The organism is Colwellia meonggei (assembly GCF_057537295.1).
In genome coordinates this window covers 155,858-171,793 of the sequence record NZ_BAAJLZ010000007.1, presented here as the reverse complement: position 1 = coordinate 171,793, position 15,936 = coordinate 155,858, and the positions used below count along the sequence as shown (strand labels likewise).

Annotated in this window: 25 protein-coding genes; 23 read left to right on the top strand and 2 right to left on the bottom strand. The window is 41.2% G+C overall.

Translation table 11 applies throughout. From position 1 onward, the window contains the following. Positions 1 to 123: 123 nt before the first annotated feature. On the bottom strand, positions 124 to 2,127 hold the full coding sequence (locus AC27E9_RS16105) for a methyl-accepting chemotaxis protein (RefSeq protein ID WP_487131925.1): 2,004 nt from the start codon (positions 2,125 to 2,127) through the stop codon (positions 124 to 126). A 201-nt stretch (positions 2,128 to 2,328) separates the two neighbouring features. Then, positions 2,329 to 4,416, bottom strand: a complete 2,088-nt coding sequence (gene fusA, locus AC27E9_RS16100; protein WP_487131923.1) for an elongation factor G — start codon at positions 4,414 to 4,416, stop codon at positions 2,329 to 2,331. Positions 4,417 to 5,031: 615 nt separating this feature from the next. On the opposite strand from fusA, the gene rpsJ reads away from it, so the two are divergent. The 23 genes from rpsJ to rpmJ all read left to right on the top strand — a co-directional run bounded on the left by rpsJ (position 5,032) and on the right by rpmJ (position 15,899). Beyond that, positions 5,032 to 5,343, top strand: coding sequence for a 30S ribosomal protein S10 (gene rpsJ / locus AC27E9_RS16095; RefSeq protein WP_487093364.1), 312 nt, complete (start codon positions 5,032 to 5,034; stop codon positions 5,341 to 5,343). A gap of 13 nt (positions 5,344 to 5,356) precedes the next feature. After that, the gene (rplC, locus tag AC27E9_RS16090; protein ID WP_077287504.1) at positions 5,357 to 5,995 is read left to right on the top strand and encodes a 50S ribosomal protein L3; all 639 of its coding nucleotides are present in this window, start codon (positions 5,357 to 5,359) and stop codon (positions 5,993 to 5,995) included. 15 nt (positions 5,996 to 6,010) lie between these two features. Continuing rightward, positions 6,011 to 6,616, top strand: a complete 606-nt coding sequence (gene rplD / locus AC27E9_RS16085; RefSeq protein ID WP_487082119.1) for a 50S ribosomal protein L4 — start codon at positions 6,011 to 6,013, stop codon at positions 6,614 to 6,616. Continuing rightward, on the top strand, positions 6,613 to 6,915 hold the full coding sequence (gene rplW / locus AC27E9_RS16080; RefSeq protein WP_085284014.1) for a 50S ribosomal protein L23: 303 nt from the start codon (positions 6,613 to 6,615) through the stop codon (positions 6,913 to 6,915). Before rplD ends, rplW begins: the two co-directional genes overlap by 4 nt. 12 nt (positions 6,916 to 6,927) lie before the next feature. After that, on the top strand, positions 6,928 to 7,752 hold the full coding sequence (rplB, locus tag AC27E9_RS16075; RefSeq protein ID WP_487131921.1) for a 50S ribosomal protein L2: 825 nt from the start codon (positions 6,928 to 6,930) through the stop codon (positions 7,750 to 7,752). A gap of 25 nt (positions 7,753 to 7,777) precedes the next feature. Continuing rightward, complete coding sequence (gene rpsS, locus AC27E9_RS16070; RefSeq protein WP_077287496.1) at positions 7,778 to 8,053, top strand: 30S ribosomal protein S19; 276 nt, start codon at positions 7,778 to 7,780, stop codon at positions 8,051 to 8,053. 10 nt (positions 8,054 to 8,063) lie between these two features. Continuing rightward, on the top strand, positions 8,064 to 8,396 hold the full coding sequence (rplV, locus tag AC27E9_RS16065) for a 50S ribosomal protein L22 (RefSeq protein ID WP_487131919.1): 333 nt from the start codon (positions 8,064 to 8,066) through the stop codon (positions 8,394 to 8,396). A gap of 11 nt (positions 8,397 to 8,407) precedes the next feature. Next, on the top strand, positions 8,408 to 9,106 hold the full coding sequence (gene rpsC / locus AC27E9_RS16060; RefSeq protein ID WP_487082121.1) for a 30S ribosomal protein S3: 699 nt from the start codon (positions 8,408 to 8,410) through the stop codon (positions 9,104 to 9,106). Between the two features lie 11 nt (positions 9,107 to 9,117). Continuing rightward, a complete protein-coding gene (rplP, locus tag AC27E9_RS16055; protein WP_085301057.1) occupies positions 9,118 to 9,531 on the top strand; it encodes a 50S ribosomal protein L16 in 414 nt (137 codons plus the stop codon). Then, a complete protein-coding gene (gene rpmC, locus AC27E9_RS16050) occupies positions 9,531 to 9,722 on the top strand; it encodes a 50S ribosomal protein L29 (protein WP_130601348.1) in 192 nt (63 codons plus the stop codon). Before rplP ends, rpmC begins: the two co-directional genes overlap by 1 nt. After that, positions 9,722 to 9,973 (top strand): 30S ribosomal protein S17, encoded by a 252-nt coding sequence (rpsQ, locus tag AC27E9_RS16045; protein ID WP_487131917.1) that lies wholly within the window; start codon positions 9,722 to 9,724, stop codon positions 9,971 to 9,973. The genes rpmC and rpsQ overlap by 1 nt, the downstream gene beginning before the upstream one ends. Before the next feature lie 426 nt (positions 9,974 to 10,399). After that, positions 10,400 to 10,768, top strand: coding sequence for a 50S ribosomal protein L14 (rplN, locus tag AC27E9_RS16040; RefSeq protein WP_303455072.1), 369 nt, complete (start codon positions 10,400 to 10,402; stop codon positions 10,766 to 10,768). A 12-nt stretch (positions 10,769 to 10,780) separates the two neighbouring features. Beyond that, the gene (gene rplX / locus AC27E9_RS16035; protein ID WP_487082123.1) at positions 10,781 to 11,095 is read left to right on the top strand and encodes a 50S ribosomal protein L24; all 315 of its coding nucleotides are present in this window, start codon (positions 10,781 to 10,783) and stop codon (positions 11,093 to 11,095) included. A 12-nt stretch (positions 11,096 to 11,107) separates the two neighbouring features. Then, positions 11,108 to 11,653, top strand: a complete 546-nt coding sequence (rplE, locus tag AC27E9_RS16030; RefSeq protein ID WP_487131915.1) for a 50S ribosomal protein L5 — start codon at positions 11,108 to 11,110, stop codon at positions 11,651 to 11,653. A 4-nt stretch (positions 11,654 to 11,657) separates the two neighbouring features. Beyond that, positions 11,658 to 11,963: a 30S ribosomal protein S14 gene (gene rpsN, locus AC27E9_RS16025; protein ID WP_487131914.1), complete on the top strand. Its 306-nt coding sequence runs from the start codon at positions 11,658 to 11,660 to the stop codon at positions 11,961 to 11,963. Between the two features lie 19 nt (positions 11,964 to 11,982). After that, a complete protein-coding gene (gene rpsH, locus AC27E9_RS16020) occupies positions 11,983 to 12,372 on the top strand; it encodes a 30S ribosomal protein S8 (protein ID WP_487131913.1) in 390 nt (129 codons plus the stop codon). A gap of 12 nt (positions 12,373 to 12,384) precedes the next feature. Continuing rightward, on the top strand, positions 12,385 to 12,918 hold the full coding sequence (gene rplF, locus AC27E9_RS16015) for a 50S ribosomal protein L6 (protein ID WP_487131912.1): 534 nt from the start codon (positions 12,385 to 12,387) through the stop codon (positions 12,916 to 12,918). 9 nt (positions 12,919 to 12,927) lie between these two features. Beyond that, positions 12,928 to 13,281 carry a 50S ribosomal protein L18 gene (gene rplR / locus AC27E9_RS16010; protein ID WP_487131910.1) on the top strand — a complete coding sequence of 118 codons (354 nt, stop codon included), beginning with the start codon at positions 12,928 to 12,930 and terminating at the stop codon, positions 13,279 to 13,281. A 9-nt stretch (positions 13,282 to 13,290) separates the two neighbouring features. Then, positions 13,291 to 13,800 carry a 30S ribosomal protein S5 gene (rpsE, locus tag AC27E9_RS16005; RefSeq protein WP_487082129.1) on the top strand — a complete coding sequence of 170 codons (510 nt, stop codon included), beginning with the start codon at positions 13,291 to 13,293 and terminating at the stop codon, positions 13,798 to 13,800. A gap of 6 nt (positions 13,801 to 13,806) precedes the next feature. Beyond that, the gene (gene rpmD, locus AC27E9_RS16000) at positions 13,807 to 13,986 is read left to right on the top strand and encodes a 50S ribosomal protein L30 (protein ID WP_487131909.1); all 180 of its coding nucleotides are present in this window, start codon (positions 13,807 to 13,809) and stop codon (positions 13,984 to 13,986) included. Positions 13,987 to 13,988: 2 nt separating this feature from the next. Further along, a complete protein-coding gene (rplO, locus tag AC27E9_RS15995; protein ID WP_487131908.1) occupies positions 13,989 to 14,423 on the top strand; it encodes a 50S ribosomal protein L15 in 435 nt (144 codons plus the stop codon). 8 nt (positions 14,424 to 14,431) lie between these two features. Beyond that, positions 14,432 to 15,757 (top strand): preprotein translocase subunit SecY, encoded by a 1,326-nt coding sequence (gene secY / locus AC27E9_RS15990; RefSeq protein WP_487082132.1) that lies wholly within the window; start codon positions 14,432 to 14,434, stop codon positions 15,755 to 15,757. A 28-nt stretch (positions 15,758 to 15,785) separates the two neighbouring features. Further along, positions 15,786 to 15,899, top strand: coding sequence for a 50S ribosomal protein L36 (rpmJ, locus tag AC27E9_RS15985; protein WP_077287462.1), 114 nt, complete (start codon positions 15,786 to 15,788; stop codon positions 15,897 to 15,899). The last annotated feature ends 37 nt before the right edge of the window (positions 15,900 to 15,936 follow it).

Sequence of the window (15,936 nt, the reverse complement as noted above, 5' to 3'; positions counted from 1 at the left end):
GGATATGATCTAAGCAAATATAAGTTGTGCTAAGGCTTTGTTAGCAAAATACAATAAAAAAAGACGCATGTGCGTCTTCTTCATAAAAGGGGATTTTTCTACTGGTTAGATTAAAGAGATACGCTATACATTGAATTGACTCACAACCGTAGATAATGAGTTAGATTGTGTAGATAACCCGGCAAGACTGCTACGCATGGTACTTGATGCTTCAACTGTATCATCAGTTAGGGACCTAACGTTTTCAATATTTTTCGAAACATCATCAGCAACACTTGCTTGCTGCTCAACGGCGGTGGCTATTTCAAACGTTTGGCTTTGAAATTCACTGATCACGGATGCAATATCAGTTAATACTTGTTGTACTTGCTGATTGAGCTGAACACTGTTTTCCGCTTCACTACAACTAGATTCCATAACATCGACGGCATTAACCGCTGTTGATTGCAGTTCTTCTATTATTCCTTCAATATTGGCGGTAGACTCTTGGGTTCGAGAGGCTAAAGTTCGTACTTCATCAGCAACAACAGCAAAACCTCGGCCTTGCTCTCCCGCTCGTGCTGCTTCTATGGCTGCATTTAGTGCCAAAAGGTTAGTTTGTTCTGCAATGCTGCGAATAACCGTTACAACGTCACCTATGCTCTGTGTGCCGGCTCTTAACTGTTGTACTACATGTGAGGCATTATCGACATTATTAGAAAGTTTCTGCATGCCTGAGGTCGCCTGATTAACCACACTCGAGCCAAGAGAAACTTTTTCTTCAGCATTTGACACTAACTCTTTCGATTGATTGGTATTATCTGATATTGCGATGCTAGTTTGTGCTAACTGAGTTGCGGCTGCAGCAACTAAGTCAATCTCACGTTTTTGAGATTCAACTATGTTCGCCGTATTTCTACTTATCGCTTCAGTTGCTTCTGATGAGGAAGTAACGTCATTAGTAATGGCGACGGTCTTTTGCACCAATTCTTGAATAGAGTCGATAAAGGTATTGAATTCATCAACCAGCTGGCCAATTTCATCATTTTTCAATGGCGCAATTCTTTTCGTTAGGTCGCCATCTCCCTCAGCGATATCTTTCATAGCATTTTGTAGACGTGTAATACGTTTAACGAACGGCAATACAGTAAGCCAGACCACAATCGCAATCATTAAAATAATAACAATAACCGTCAAGCTTGAAGACCAAAATGCTGCTTCCACTGGCTCGGAAATGAGACGTTCCGGCACTAGAAAGCCTAGCTTCCAATTCATCATCGGATAGTCGCTTTTTACTTCATTGAAAATGACTTGATATTTATCACCGCGCCAAGTGACATTCGCAAGGCCATTGGCGTTATTGGCTAAAGTTGTTTGTAATGAGCCGAAGCCATTGGTATTGGCAAAAACCGAGTCTATGCTTGCCATAGTATTACCCGGTTTGAAGTTATCATCAAAACCAGGGAAGAAAACTAATTTACCGCTATCGGTGACTAGGAAAGCATCCCCTTCACCTTTATATTTAATCTGTGAAAGTAGGTCTTGTCCAATGGTAGTGATCAAGATATCCATACCACCTATACCTAATAGTTTTCCATTGGGTAAATAGTAGGGTGAAGTTATCGTTGCCGAGACTGAACCATCGTTATTATCAACCGCAGGCTCTGTTACATACATTTTTCCTTTGGTTATTCCGTTTTGCCACCAAGGACGTTTATTAGTGAAGTATGTTGCATCATCGTAGCGTCCATTGAGATCAAAATACTCAAAGGTATTGGCACTGCCAAAGAATACACTCTTAATCGCCGGATCTTGCGTGGAGAAGTATTTAAAATACCGAGTAACATCTTGATATGATTGATTGCTACTAATATCGCTAAGGCGTGATTGATAATCCTTAAACCAATTGATAACAAGTGGATTAGAAAATACGCTGTGATTGATCTGCCCTTTGGCAATAAAGAAGTCCTGAACTCTAGTTGATTGTAACGTTACTAGATTATCAATATCGGCTATTAATTGTTTACGAGTATTTTCACTAACGCTCGATAAGACAAAAAAAGAGGTGATAATTAGCAGTACAGCAACTGTACTTGAAATCGTAATAACCAACTGACGCATGATGGATCGATGTATAAAATTGAACATTTTAACTACAGCCTATTTTTATATTTTTTATTATTTAGGTGTCACAATTCATGAGTAATAATTCTTATTTCTGAACCATGCTTTGAAACTCTATCATGCAGTTCAGGACATGGCTAGAAATTGTACTGTGATATTTAATGATTTTTAGGCAATAAAAAAGGATGCCGAAGCATCCTTTTAAAAAGATAAATAATCTAATGATTATTTTTTAGCGTTACGCTCTTTAACTTCAGCGATTACCGCTTCTGCTACGTTGTTTGGACAAGGCATGTAGTGAGAGAATTCCATAGAGAATTGACCACGACCAGATGTCATTGTACGTAATGTTCCGATGTAACCGAACATTTCAGATAATGGAACGTCAGCTTTAATACGAACACCAGAAACACCGGCTTCTTGGTCTTTGATCATGCCACGACGACGGTTTAAGTCACCAATAACGTCACCAACGTGATCTTCAGGAGTGAACACATCAACTTTCATGATAGGTTCAATTAACTGAGCACCTGCTTTTGGAATTGATTGACGGAATGCACCTTTAGCTGCGATTTCGAAAGCAACAGCCGATGAATCAACCGCGTGGAAACCACCATCAAATAATTCAATTTCAACATCTAGTACAGGGAAGCCAGCAAGAACACCAGTCTCCATCATACCTTTAAAGCCTTTCTCTACAGCAGGGAAGAATTCTTTAGGTACGTTACCACCAACAACTGTTGATTTAAATGTGAAACCTGAGTTTGGCTCACCAGGACGGATACGGTAATCGATCTTACCGAATTGACCAGAACCACCTGATTGTTTCTTATGCGTGTAGCTATCTTCGATTTCTTGAGTGATAGTTTCACGGTAAGCAACTTGAGGCTTACCAACAACTAAATCAACACCGTAAGTACGCTTAAGGATATCTACTTTGATATCTAAGTGAAGCTCACCCATACCACGTAGGATGGTTTCACCAGAATCTTCGTCAGTTTCAACTTTAAATGTTGGATCTTCAGCAACCATTTTACCAATTGCTACACCCATTTTCTCAGAACCACCTTTATCTTTAGGTGCAACAGCAATTGAGATTACAGGCTCAGGGAAAACCATTGCTTCAAGCGTGCATGGTTCTTTAACAGAACATAAAGTATGGCCTGTTTGAACGTTCTTCATACCAACGATAGCAAGGATGTCACCAGCTTGAGCTGAAGTAAGCTCTGTACGGTCTTCTGCCTGCATTTCAACCATTCGGCCGATACGCTCAGTTTTGCCGGTGAATGAGTTAAGTACTGTATCACCTTTATTTAGTACACCTGAGTATACACGTACGAATGTTAAGGCACCGAAACGGTCATCCATAATCTTAAATGCTAATGCACGGAACGGCTCGTCAGTTTTAACTAATGCGAATTCACCCGTTGGTTCACCTTCTTCATCCGTTAACGGCTGAGGTGGAACTTCAGTTGGTGAAGGTAAGTAATCAACAACAGCATCAAGAAGAAGTTGCATACCTTTGTTTTTAAATGCTGAACCACAGTATGTAGGGAAGAACATTAATTCGTTTGTACCTTTACGGATACACGCTTTAATTTGGTCTTCAGTTGGTGTCATTTCACCTTCTAAATATTCCATTAACATGTCTTCATCAGCTTCTAAAGCTGTTTCGATCATCTCTTCACGGTAAGCAGCAGCGTCGTCAACCATATCCGCAGGAATATCTTCAACTTTGTAGTTTTCAGGTTGGCCTGAATCATCCCAGATGTATGCTTTTTGAGATAATACGTCTACTACACCAACGAAATCATCTTCTTCACCAATTGGTAATGTCATTACTAATGGACGAGCGCCAAGTACGTTTTCTACTTGTTCTTTAACGCGGTAAAAGTTAGCACCTAAACGGTCTAATTTGTTAACGAAAATCAAACGAGCAACTTTTGATTCGTTAGCGTAACGCCAGTTAGTTTCTGATTGTGGTTCAACACCACCAGAACCACAGAATACACCGATACCACCATCAAGTACTTTAAGTGAACGGTAAACTTCTACTGTGAAGTCAACGTGACCAGGAGTGTCAATTACGTTAAAACGGTGTTTTTTCCACTCACAAGTAACAGCAGCAGACTGGATAGTAATACCGCGCTCAGCTTCCTGTTCCATGAAGTCAGTTGTTGACTCACCGTCATGTACTTCACCAATCTTGTGGATCATACCAGTTAATTTAAGGATACGTTCAGTTGTTGTGGTTTTACCCGCATCAACGTGAGCGAAAATACCAATATTTCTGTATTTTGATAAATCTGCCATTACTTTACTCTATATAATGTGTGATAAACTCCGCAAATAACGCGGAATTGACGAAAATTTGCGCGGGAGTATACCATTACTTTTATAAAATCGACATAAAAATTATTCAAGTTTAGCAATTATCCTTAACTTGTCAGAAAATTACAGTGGTTTAATCGGCAGGAAAGTCATAAGTACCTTGGTATTAATTGTACGAAAATTAACTTTTATTGATTTACCTATATAATAGGTATAATTAAATAGGGCTAAAAGAGCCGTTGAGCATATACATATATGTAAGCATATATAGAAAGGCATCGATAAACCCCTACCTATCTTTAACATTGCCAGTAACAATCTCTACAGAAGAGTTGATATCTAAATTACAGCTCAAGTAATAACTTAACTATAGATAAACAAGATAGTAGTTGAATTTATCATCTGTCTCTGTATAATACGCCTCCACGTCGAGCTATGCTCAGCGTGTTTTACCAGTTAGCATATTGATTTTTAAAATTAATGGTTAACACACAGCAGCTCCGATTTGGAGTTGAATGTTATAGCGATACTCCCCCCTTTTACATAAAAAAGGTGATGGGCTGTATTTTGTTGTTCTTTAAAATGGGGATTTGTTTCATGACAAATCAAAGAATTCGCATTCGTTTGAAAGCGTTCGATCATCGTTTGATTGATCAATCAACAGCTGAAATCGTTGATACTGCTAAACGTACTGGCGCACAGGTTCGTGGTCCAATTCCACTTCCTACTCGCAAGGAACGTTTCACTATCTTGATTTCTCCACACGTTAACAAAGATGCACGTGATCAGTACGAAATTCGTACTCACAAACGCATGATTGATATCGTAGAACCAACTGAAAAGACTGTAGACGCATTAATGCGTTTAGACTTAGCAGCTGGTGTTGACGTTCAAATCAGCTTGGGTTAATAGGAGTTTTAACATGACTATAGGTCTAGTTGGACGTAAAGTGGGTATGACTCGCATCTTCTCTGAAGATGGTGTATCTACTCCTGTAACCGTCCTAGAAGTTGAAGCGAACCGTATTGCTCAGGTTAAAACTGTTGACAATGATGGTTATTCAGCGCTTCAAGTTACTACGGGTAGCAAAAAAGCTAATCGTACTAACAAGCCAACAGCCGGACATTTCGCTAAAGCTGGTATCGAAGCAGGTCGTGGCCTGTGGGAATTCCGTTTAAACGAAAACGAAGGTGAAGGTCTTGAAACTGGCAGTGAAATCACTGTTGAGTTATTCAACGACACAAAATTAGTAGACGTAACCGGTACTTCGAAAGGTAAAGGTTTCCAAGGTGGTATTAAGCGCTGGAATTTCAGCATGCAAGATGCTACTCACGGTAACTCTATATCTCACCGTTCAAACGGTTCAATCGGCCAGTGTCAAACACCAGGTCGCGTTTTCAAAGGCAAAAAAATGTCTGGTCATATGGGTGCTGCGAAAGTAACTACGCAAAACCTTGAATTGGTTCGTGTCGATGCAGAACGTAATTTGCTCCTTATTAAAGGTGCGGTTCCGGGTGCTATCAATGGCAACGTAATCATCAAACCAGCTGTTAAAGCCTAGTCCAGGAGATTTGTGATGGAATTAGCATTAAAAGACGCTTCAGGCGCTCTTGAAGTTTCTGAAACAACTTTTGGACTTGAGTTTAATGAAGCTCTTGTACACCAAGTAGTAGTTGCATATGCAGCTGGTGCTCGTGCTGGTACTCGTGCTCAAAAAACTCGTTCAGAAGTTAGCGGCGGTGGCGCAAAACCATGGCGTCAAAAAGGTACTGGCCGTGCACGTGCTGGTACTACTCGTGGTCCAATCTGGCGTACTGGTGGCGTAACATTCGCTGCTAAGCCACAAGATCACAGCCAAAAAGTTAACCGTAAAATGTACCGTGGTGCGATTAAAAGCATCCTTTCTGAGTTAGTTCGTCAAGAACGCTTAGTTGTGGTAGAAAATTTTGCAGTTGAAACACCAAAAACTAAAGAGTTAGTAGCTAAACTAAACGGTTTGGAGTTAAAAGACGTATTAATCGTTACTCCAGAAGTTGATGAGAACTTATTCTTATCAGCACGTAACTTATACAAAGTTGACGTTCGTGACGTAGACGGTATTGACCCAGTTAGCTTGGTTGGTTTCGAAAAAGTTTTGATGACTGCTACTGCAGTTAAACAACTTGAGGAGATGTTAGGATGATAAACGAAGAACGTTTACTGAAAGTGCTTTTAGCACCAAACATTTCTGAGAAAAGCACTATGGCTGCTGAAGCAAACAACACTGTTGTTTTCAAAGTTGCTACTACTGCTACTAAAGCTGAAATCAAAGCTGCTGTTGAGAAACTTTTCGAAGTTTCAGTTGAAGGTGTTCGCACATTAAATGTTAAAGGTAAGACAAAGCGTACAGGTGCTCGTTTTGGTCGCAGAAGCGATTGGAAAAAAGCATACGTTACTCTTGCTGAAGGCAGCGACATCGACTTCGTCGGCGCGGAATCATAGGAGTTTACGAAAATGGCTATTGTTAAATGTAAACCTACTTCTCCGGGTCGTCGCCACGTTGTTAAAGTGGTTAACGCGGAGTTGCATAAAGGTAAGCCTTACGCACCATTATTAGACACTAAGTCTAAGTCTGGTGGTCGTAACAATACAGGTCGTATTACAGTACGTCACGTTGGTGGTGGTCACAAGCATCATTACCGCATGATCGACTTTAAGCGTACCAAAGATGGTATCCCTGCAAAAGTTGAGCGTTTGGAATATGATCCAAACCGTAGTGCAAACATTGCACTTGTACTTTACGCAGATGGTGAACGTCGTTACATCTTAGCCCCTAAAGGCTTAAAAACTGGTGATTCAATCCAGTCTGGTGTAGATGCTCCTATTAAAGCGGGTAACACTTTACCACTTCGCAACACACCATTAGGTAGTGTTGTTCACGCAATCGAACTTAAGCCAGGTAAAGGTGCTCAAATCGCACGTGCTGCTGGTACTTACGCTCAGTTAGTAGCGAAAGACGGTGCTTATGTCACTTTACGTCTTCGTTCTGGCGAAATGCGTAAAATTGAGTCAGATTGTCGTGCTACTTTAGGTGAAATCGGCAATGCTGAACACATGCTTCGCTCTTTAGGTAAAGCAGGTGCTTCACGCTGGCGCGGTGTTCGCCCAACTGTTCGTGGTGTTGCCATGAACCCAGTTGATCACCCACACGGTGGTGGTGAAGGTAAAACATCAGGCGGTCGTCACCCGGTATCACCTTGGGGTGTACCAACTAAGGGTTACAAGACTCGTAAGAACAAGCGTACCGATAAATTTATCGTACGTCGTCGTACTAAATAGTACTTTTAATTAAAGAGGAATCACCATGCCACGTTCTCTCAAGAAAGGTCCATTTATTGACCTACACTTGTTGACGAAGGTAGAGACAGCGGTGGAAAGCGGGAATAAAAAGCCAATTAAGACTTGGTCCCGTCGTTCAATGATCATACCTAATATGATCGGATTGACCATTGCCGTCCATAATGGCCGTCAACACGTACCTGTATTTGTAACTGATGAAATGATCGGTCACAAGTTAGGTGAATTTGCACCAACTCGTACTTACCGTGGCCATGTCGCGGATAAGAAAGCGAAGAGATAGGGGAAATTAGATGGAAGCTATTGCTAAACATAAATTTGCCCGTGGCTCTGCACAAAAAGCACGCTTAGTTGCGGATCAAATCCGTGGCGAGCATGTTGAAAAAGCACTTGAAATTTTAACTTTCAGCAACAAATCTGCTGCTGTTTTAGTTAAAAAAGTACTTGATTCAGCTATTGCTAACGCAGAGCACAATGAAGGTGCAGACATTGATGAACTATTCGTTAAAACAATTATGATTGACGATGGTCCAACAATGAAACGTATTAAGCCTCGTGCGAAAGGTCGCGCGGATCGTATCCTTAAGCGTACAAGTCACATTACTGTGATTGTATCTGATAGCTAGGAGATATTAGAATGGGTCAAAAAGTCCATCCAAATGGTATTCGCTTAGGTATCACGAAACCTTTCGCGTCTACTTGGTTTGCAAGTAGCAAAGATTTCGCAGATAACTTACACGGTGACCACTTGGTTCGTGAATACTTATCTGAAAAGCTTAAGCGTGCATCATTATCAAAAATCGTAATTGAGCGTCCTGCTAAATCTATCCGCGTTACAATTCACACGGCTCGTCCGGGTGTTGTAATCGGTAAGAAAGGCGAAGACGTAGAAAAGTTACGTTTAGCGGTTTCTAAAATTGCTGGTGTTCCTGCTCAAATCAACATCGCTGAAGTTCGTAAGCCAGAAATGGATTCGCAGCTTGTTGCTGACAGCATCGCTAGTCAATTAGAACGTCGTGTAATGTTCCGTCGTGCTATGAAACGTGCAGTACAAAACGCAATGCGTTTAGGTGCTAAGGGTATCAAAGTTGAAGTTAGTGGTCGTTTAGGCGGTGCAGATATTGCTCGTTCTGAATGGTACCGTGAAGGTCGTGTTCCATTACACACTTTACGTGCTGACATTGATTACTCAATTGCACGTGCTGATACCACTTACGGTGTTATCGGTATCAAAGTATGGATCTTTAAAGGTGAAGTAATTGGCAAAATGCCATTACAAGCAGAGCAACCAGCTGCTAAGCCTAAAAGAAAGTCTAACCGTAAGACCAGTAAGTAGAGGAATAAGTAATGTTACAACCAAAACGTACTAAATTCCGTAAGCAATTTAAACTGCGTAACCGTGGTCTTGCACACACTGGTAGCTCAGTTAGCTTCGGTACTTTCGGGTTAAAATCAATGGAACGTGGTCGTATGACTGCGCGTCAAATTGAAGCGGCTCGTCGAGCAATGACTCGTCACGTGAAGCGTCAAGGTAAAATCTGGATCCGTGTATTCCCTGATAAGCCAATTACTAAGAAACCTCTTGAGGTTCGTATGGGTAAAGGTAAAGGTTCAGTGGAATATTGGGTATGCCAAATTCTTCCTGGTCGTGTTCTTTATGAAATGGAAGGTGTTTCGGAAGAATTAGCACGCGAAGCATTTGCTTTAGCAGCAGCTAAACTTCCTTTCAAAACAACTTTCGTAACTAGAACGGTGATGTAATGAAAGCAAGCGAATTGAAAGAAAAAAGCATTGAAGAGCTAAACGCTGAATTACTTGAATTGCTACGCGAACAGTTTAACTATCGCATGCAAGCAAGCACAGGCCAATTAGCACAAACTCATTTGCTAAGACAAGTACGCCGTAATATCGCGCGTGTTAAGACTATCATAACTGAAAAGGCAGGTAAGTAATGAGCGAAGCAAAAATTCGTACACTACAAGGTCGCGTTATCAGTGACAAAATGGATAAGTCTATCACTGTCCTGATCGAACGTCGTGTTAAACACCCAATGTACGGTAAGTTCATGACGCGTTCAACTAAGTTGAAAGCGCATGATGAAACTAACCAATGTGCAGCTGGTGATTTAGTAACTATTCGTGAATGTGCACCTATTTCTAAGAGTAAATCTTGGACTTTGGTTGACGTTGTAGAAAAAGCTTAATCGCTGATTCTATTTCACAATAAGTACTTTGAAAAGGCTCTGCTTAGGCAGGGCCTTTTTATTGCCTCACAATAAGTTTTAATATCCAAGCTAATTCTCCTTACTTATATTTCAAATTTTTTCAAGCTAATTTAGACTGCTATTAAATAAAGTTCAGCTATTGAATTATCAACTTTCAGCCCTATCTATAGTGTTCTACTTGACTATGAGTAGAAGCAGGTTATTACGTAAACAGTTCTTTATTGGTGCCAATTTAAGCTAGTGGTTATTTTTTAGCTAAATAAAGTACCACTTTTAGATAACTGGTGTTATAATCTCGCGCCCGCTCGTTGTGAGTGGGTGGAAAAAGGCAGTGACGGGTCGAATTTTTGGCCTTAAATTTCTATCTTTTTATATGTGTAAAAGATAATTAGCGGAGCAATATAAATGATCCAAATGCAATCACAATTGAACGTGGCTGATAACAGTGGCGCTCGTCGTGTACAATGTATAAAGGTTCTTGGTGGCTCGCACCGTCGCTACGCACGCATTGGCGACATCATCAAAATTGCAGTGAAGGAAGCAAATCCTCGCGGCAAAGTAAAAAAAGGTGATGTTTTAACTGCGGTAGTGGTGCGCACAAAGAAAGGTGTTCGTCGTACAGATGGTTCTGCCATCCGTTTTGATGAAAACGCGGCTGTAATGTTAAATGCTAACTTACAACCAATTGGTACTCGTATTTTCGGGCCTGTGACACGTGAACTTCGTAATGAGAAATTTATGAAGATCGTATCATTAGCACCAGAAGTACTATAAGGAGTCACGATAATGGCATCTAAGATTCGTCGTGATGATGAAGTAATCGTACTTGCAGGCAAAGACAAGGGCAAAACTGGTAAAGTTACTAAAGTTCTTGTTGAAGACAGCAAAGTATTTGTTGAAGGTATCAACTTAATCAAGAAACACCAAAAACCTGTACCTCAGTTACAGCAGCCTGGTGGCATTGTTGAGAAAGAAGCACCTTTACATGTTTCCAACGTTGCGATTGTTAACCCAGCTACTGGGAAAGCAGATCGTGTTGGTTTTAGAGTTGAAGACGGCAAAAAAGTTCGTTTCTTCAAATCTAATAACGAATTAATTTAATTGGAGTAAACGATGGCGAAACTGCATGATTTTTACAAAGATACAGTTGTTGCAGAACTTCAGAAGAAGTTTGAATACAAAAGTGTCATGCAAGTCCCTCGGATTGAAAAGATCACCCTTAATATGGGTGTTGGTGAAGCGATTGCCGATAAAAAGGTATTAGAGCACGCCACAAATGATCTTACTGCAATCTCAGGTCAAAAGCCGGTCACGACAGTAGCACGCAAATCAGTTGCGGGCTTCAAAATTCGTGAAGGCTACCCTATTGGTACAAAAGTAACTCTACGTGGCGAACGTATGTGGGAATTCTTAGAGCGTTTAATCTCTATTTCAATTCCTCGTATCCGCGACTTCCGTGGCTTAAACCCTAAGTCATTTGATGGTCGTGGTAACTACAGCATGGGCGTACGTGAGCAAATCATCTTCCCGGAAATTGATTACGATAAAATCGACAAAATCCGTGGTATGGATATCACTATCACTACAAGTGCGAAGAATAACGAAGAAGGTCATGCATTATTGACTGCTTTCAACTTCCCATTTAAGAAGAAGGTGTAGAGTTATGGCTAAATCGTCAATGAAAGCTCGTGAAGCTAAAAGAACTAAACTAGCTGCACAGTACGCTGAAAAGCGCGCTGCGTTAAAAGCAATCATCTCTGGTGTTGATTCTTCTGAAGAAGAGCGCTGGGATGCTGTATTGAAACTTCAAAGTTTACCACGCGACTCAAGCACATCACGTCAACGTAATCGTTGTAACGTGACAGGCCGTCCACATGGTTACTTGCGTAAATTCGGTTTAAGCCGAATCAAGTTGCGTGAAGCAACTATGCGCGGTGAAGTTCCAGGTCTTAAGAAAGCTAGTTGGTAATTCACGGGAGTAAATGGTTATGATGACTGATCCTATCGCGGACATGTTTACACGCATCCGTAACGGTCAATCTGCAGCAAAGACTGCAGTAACAATGCCATCTTCTAAGGTTAAAGTTGCAATTGCCAACTTGCTTAAAGAAGAAGGTTACATTTCAGAATTTTCAGTTGCTGAAGGTGCTAAGCCTGAGCTAACTGTAGAATTGAAATATTTTGAAGGTAAAGAAGTAATTGAAACAATTAAACGTGTTTCACGTCCAGGTCTTCGCGTATACAAAGGTGCTCAAGAGCTTCCTAAAGTATTAGCGGGCATGGGTATCGCAATTATTTCTACTTCTAAAGGTCTAATGACTGATCGCGCCGCTCGCAATGCGGGTCTTGGCGGTGAAGTTCTTGGTTTCGTAGAGTAAGGGAGCAGAGTTATGTCTCGTGTTGCAAAAGCACCTGTCGCAATTCCTGCTGGCGTTACTGTTACGTTATCAGGTCAAGACATTAAAGTTAAAGGTCCAGTAGGCGAATTATCTCGCACGATCCACGGTGACGTTGTTATTTCTCAAGAAGAAAATAACATTATCACTAACATCGTTGCTGATGTTAAAGGCGCTTGGGCTCAAGCCGGTACTGCACGTGCTTTGATCAATAATATGATTGAAGGTGTTAGTAAAGGTTTTGAAAAAAAATTAGTTTTAAACGGTGTTGGTTACCGTGCTAAAGCTGCAGGTAAGAACTTAAACTTATCTTTAGGCTTTTCACATCCGGTTGACCACGCTATTCCTGAAGGAATTACCGTTGAAACTCCTAGCCAAACTGAAATCACGCTGAAAGGCGCTGACAAGCAGTTAGTTGGTCAAACAGCAGCGAACATCCGCGCTTACCGTAAACCAGAGCCTTATAAAGGTAAAGGTATTCGTTATAGCGATGAGCATGTACGTCGTAAAGAAGCTAAGAAGAAGTAGGGTAATACGATGGATAAGAAAACATCTCGTTTGCGCCGCGCTAAACGCGCCCGTGCAAAAATTAGCGAGCTGGGTGCGAATCGTTTAGTCGTTCACCGTACTCCTCGCCATATTTACGCGCAATTGATCGCTCCAACTGGTTCTGAAGTAATCGCAACAGCGTCTACTTTAGATAAAGAAGTTAGTGCTCAGTTAGAGAAAACAGGTAACGTTGCCGCAGCTGAAGCTGTTGGTAAAGCAATCGCTGAACGTGCAAAAGCTAAAGGCATTGAGTCTGTAGCATTTGATCGCTCAGGTTTCCGTTACCATGGTCGCGTGAAAGCGTTAGCAGATGCAGCTCGTGAAGCTGGTCTTCAGTTTTAGGGGTTGATAATGGCTAATCATAATCAAGAAAACTCACAACAAAGTGATATGGCTGAAAAGCTAATCGCAGTTAACCGTGTATCAAAAGTGGTTAAAGGTGGTCGTATATTCAGTTTCACAGCATTAACCGTAGTTGGTGATGGCGCTGGTCGTGTTGGTTTTGGTTACGGTAAAGCACGTGAAGTGCCTGCTGCAATCCAAAAAGCAATGGAAAAAGCGCGTCGTAACTTAGTAACAGTTGACTTGAAGGGTACAACTCTTCAACACCCTATCAAGGGTCGTCATTCTGGTTCTAAAGTTTACATGCAACCAGCTTCTGAAGGTACAGGTATCATCGCCGGTGGCGCGATGCGTGCAGTACTTGAAGTTGCAGGCGTACAGAACGTATTGTCAAAAGCATACGGTTCTACTAACCCAATCAACGTAGTTCGCGCTACTGTTTCTGCTCTTGCGAATATGCATTCGCCTGAAGCTGTTGCAGCTAAACGTGGCAAAAGCGTTTCAGACATTTTGGGGTAATTGAGCATGGCTAAAACAGTTAAAGTAACTCAGTTAAAAAGTTCTATCGGTCGTTTACCGAAGCATAGAGCTACGTTAAAAGGTCTTGGTTTACGTCGTATCAATCATACAGTTGAGTTAGAAGATACTCCGTCTGTACGTGGTATGATCAATCAAGTATCTTATATGATTAAGGTGGAGGATTAATAATGCATTTAAATACTTTATCTCCTGCACCAGGTGCTAAGAAGACCAAGAAACGCTGTGGTCGTGGTATTGGTTCTGGCATAGGTAAAACAGGTGGTCGTGGTCACAAAGGTCAGAAGTCTCGTTCTGGCGGTAGTGTACGTCCTGGTTTCGAAGGTGGTCAAATGCCATTGAAACAACGTTTACCTAAGTTTGGTTTCACGTCACGTAAATCTTTAGTTCGCGCTGAAGTACGTTTACATGAACTAAACAACATCACAGGTGATGTTGTCGATATCTTTGCCCTTAAAGATGCTAACTTAATTACACGTAACATTGTGTCAGTGAAAATCATGCTTTCTGGTGAAATCACTCGTCCAATTACTGTTCGTGGTTTAAGTGTTACTAAAGGCGCTCGTGCAGCTATTGAAGCGGCAGGCGGAAAAATCGAGGAATAGTACAGGTTATGGCTACACCAGGAATGGATAATAAAGCGCAGGGCGGATTGTCTGAGCTTAAACAAAGATTGTGGTTTGTATTCGGTGCACTTATTGTGTTTCGTTTGGGATCATTTGTGCCAATCCCTGGTATTGACGCCGCTGTATTAGCTCAGTTGTTTGAACAACAAAAGGGCACCATTGTAGAAATGTTTAACATGTTCTCTGGTGGTGCACTTGAGCGAGCCTCTGTATTGGCACTTGGTATTATGCCGTACATTTCAGCTTCGATTATTATGCAATTGCTTACTGTGGTTCATCCCGCAATGGCAGAGCTTAAAAAAGAAGGTGAAGCTGGACGACGTAAAATCAGCCAATACACCCGCTACGGCACTTTAGTTCTAGCAACAGTACAATCAATTGCAATAGCAAGAAGTTTACCGGGAATGATGCCAGGTCTAGTAATGGACGCAGGTTTCGGATTCTACTTTGCTGCGGTAGTAAGTTTGGTGACTGGTACCATGTTTTTAATGTGGTTAGGTGAACAAATTACTGAACGCGGTATTGGTAACGGTATTTCAATCTTGATATTTGCTGGTATTGTTGCTGGTATGCCATCAGCTGTAGGTCAAACTGCAGAGATGGCGCGTCAAGGTGAATTGCACTTATTAGTATTATTGCTAATTGGCGTAATTATATTTGCTACTACTTTCTTTGTAGTATTTGTGGAACGTGGTCAACGACGTATTGTTGTTAACTATGCTAAGCGTCAGCAAGGCCGTAAGGTTTTTGCCGCGCAAAGCACGCATTTACCGTTGAAAGTAAATATGGCAGGTGTTATTCCACCAATTTTCGCCTCAAGTATTATCTTGTTCCCAGGCACGCTTGCGAGCTGGTTTGGTCAAGGTGAAGGTATGGTTGCTGATTTCCTACAAGAAGTATCAATTGCTATTTCTCCAGGACAGCCACTTTACGTAATGTTACTTGCAGCAGCGATAATATTTTTCTGTTTCTTTTACACGGCTCTTGTTTTCAACCCGCGTGAAACTGCAGATAACCTGAAAAAATCTGGTGCGTTTATTCCTGGGATTCGTCCTGGTGAGCAAACGTCAAAATATATCGATAAAGTAATGACTCGTTTAACCTTAGCTGGTGCGATGTATATTACCTTTATCTGTTTAGTACCTCAGTTTATTATCATGGCATGGGACGTCAATTTTTACTTTGGCGGCACATCACTACTAATTATTGTAGTTGTGATAATGGACTTTATGGCACAAGTACAAACGCATTTGATGTCTCATCAATATGACAATGTACTTAAAAAAGCAAACCTTAAGGGCTACGGTCGCTAGACTGAGCCATTAGGTAACGGAGTATAAAATGAAAGTACGTGCATCCGTAAAAAAGATTTGTCGTAACTGTAAAGTTGTTAAACGTGCTGGTGTTGTTCGCGTAATCTGTGAAGAGCCAAAGCATAAGCAACGTCAAGGTTAATATAGACCTAAGCGAAAGCTAAATCTTTTAGAAGTGG

Bases quoted from the DNA above. Each gene is read 5' to 3' on its own strand.
- AC27E9_RS16105 (WP_487131925.1), bottom strand. From the start codon at position 2,127: ATGTTCAATTTTATACATCGATCCATCATGCGTCAGTTGGTTATTACG.
- fusA (WP_487131923.1), bottom strand. From the start codon at position 4,416: ATGGCAGATTTATCAAAATACAGAAATATTGGTATTTTCGCTCACGTT.
- rpsJ (WP_487093364.1), top strand. From the start codon at position 5,032: ATGACAAATCAAAGAATTCGCATTCGTTTGAAAGCGTTCGATCATCGT.
- rplC (WP_077287504.1), top strand. From the start codon at position 5,357: ATGACTATAGGTCTAGTTGGACGTAAAGTGGGTATGACTCGCATCTTC.
- rplD (WP_487082119.1), top strand. From the start codon at position 6,011: ATGGAATTAGCATTAAAAGACGCTTCAGGCGCTCTTGAAGTTTCTGAA.
- rplW (WP_085284014.1), top strand. From the start codon at position 6,613: ATGATAAACGAAGAACGTTTACTGAAAGTGCTTTTAGCACCAAACATT.
- rplB (WP_487131921.1), top strand. From the start codon at position 6,928: ATGGCTATTGTTAAATGTAAACCTACTTCTCCGGGTCGTCGCCACGTT.
- rpsS (WP_077287496.1), top strand. From the start codon at position 7,778: ATGCCACGTTCTCTCAAGAAAGGTCCATTTATTGACCTACACTTGTTG.
- rplV (WP_487131919.1), top strand. From the start codon at position 8,064: ATGGAAGCTATTGCTAAACATAAATTTGCCCGTGGCTCTGCACAAAAA.
- rpsC (WP_487082121.1), top strand. From the start codon at position 8,408: ATGGGTCAAAAAGTCCATCCAAATGGTATTCGCTTAGGTATCACGAAA.
- rplP (WP_085301057.1), top strand. From the start codon at position 9,118: ATGTTACAACCAAAACGTACTAAATTCCGTAAGCAATTTAAACTGCGT.
- rpmC (WP_130601348.1), top strand. From the start codon at position 9,531: ATGAAAGCAAGCGAATTGAAAGAAAAAAGCATTGAAGAGCTAAACGCT.
- rpsQ (WP_487131917.1), top strand. From the start codon at position 9,722: ATGAGCGAAGCAAAAATTCGTACACTACAAGGTCGCGTTATCAGTGAC.
- rplN (WP_303455072.1), top strand. From the start codon at position 10,400: ATGATCCAAATGCAATCACAATTGAACGTGGCTGATAACAGTGGCGCT.
- rplX (WP_487082123.1), top strand. From the start codon at position 10,781: ATGGCATCTAAGATTCGTCGTGATGATGAAGTAATCGTACTTGCAGGC.
- rplE (WP_487131915.1), top strand. From the start codon at position 11,108: ATGGCGAAACTGCATGATTTTTACAAAGATACAGTTGTTGCAGAACTT.
- rpsN (WP_487131914.1), top strand. From the start codon at position 11,658: ATGGCTAAATCGTCAATGAAAGCTCGTGAAGCTAAAAGAACTAAACTA.
- rpsH (WP_487131913.1), top strand. From the start codon at position 11,983: ATGATGACTGATCCTATCGCGGACATGTTTACACGCATCCGTAACGGT.
- rplF (WP_487131912.1), top strand. From the start codon at position 12,385: ATGTCTCGTGTTGCAAAAGCACCTGTCGCAATTCCTGCTGGCGTTACT.
- rplR (WP_487131910.1), top strand. From the start codon at position 12,928: ATGGATAAGAAAACATCTCGTTTGCGCCGCGCTAAACGCGCCCGTGCA.
- rpsE (WP_487082129.1), top strand. From the start codon at position 13,291: ATGGCTAATCATAATCAAGAAAACTCACAACAAAGTGATATGGCTGAA.
- rpmD (WP_487131909.1), top strand. From the start codon at position 13,807: ATGGCTAAAACAGTTAAAGTAACTCAGTTAAAAAGTTCTATCGGTCGT.
- rplO (WP_487131908.1), top strand. From the start codon at position 13,989: ATGCATTTAAATACTTTATCTCCTGCACCAGGTGCTAAGAAGACCAAG.
- secY (WP_487082132.1), top strand. From the start codon at position 14,432: ATGGCTACACCAGGAATGGATAATAAAGCGCAGGGCGGATTGTCTGAG.
- rpmJ (WP_077287462.1), top strand. From the start codon at position 15,786: ATGAAAGTACGTGCATCCGTAAAAAAGATTTGTCGTAACTGTAAAGTT.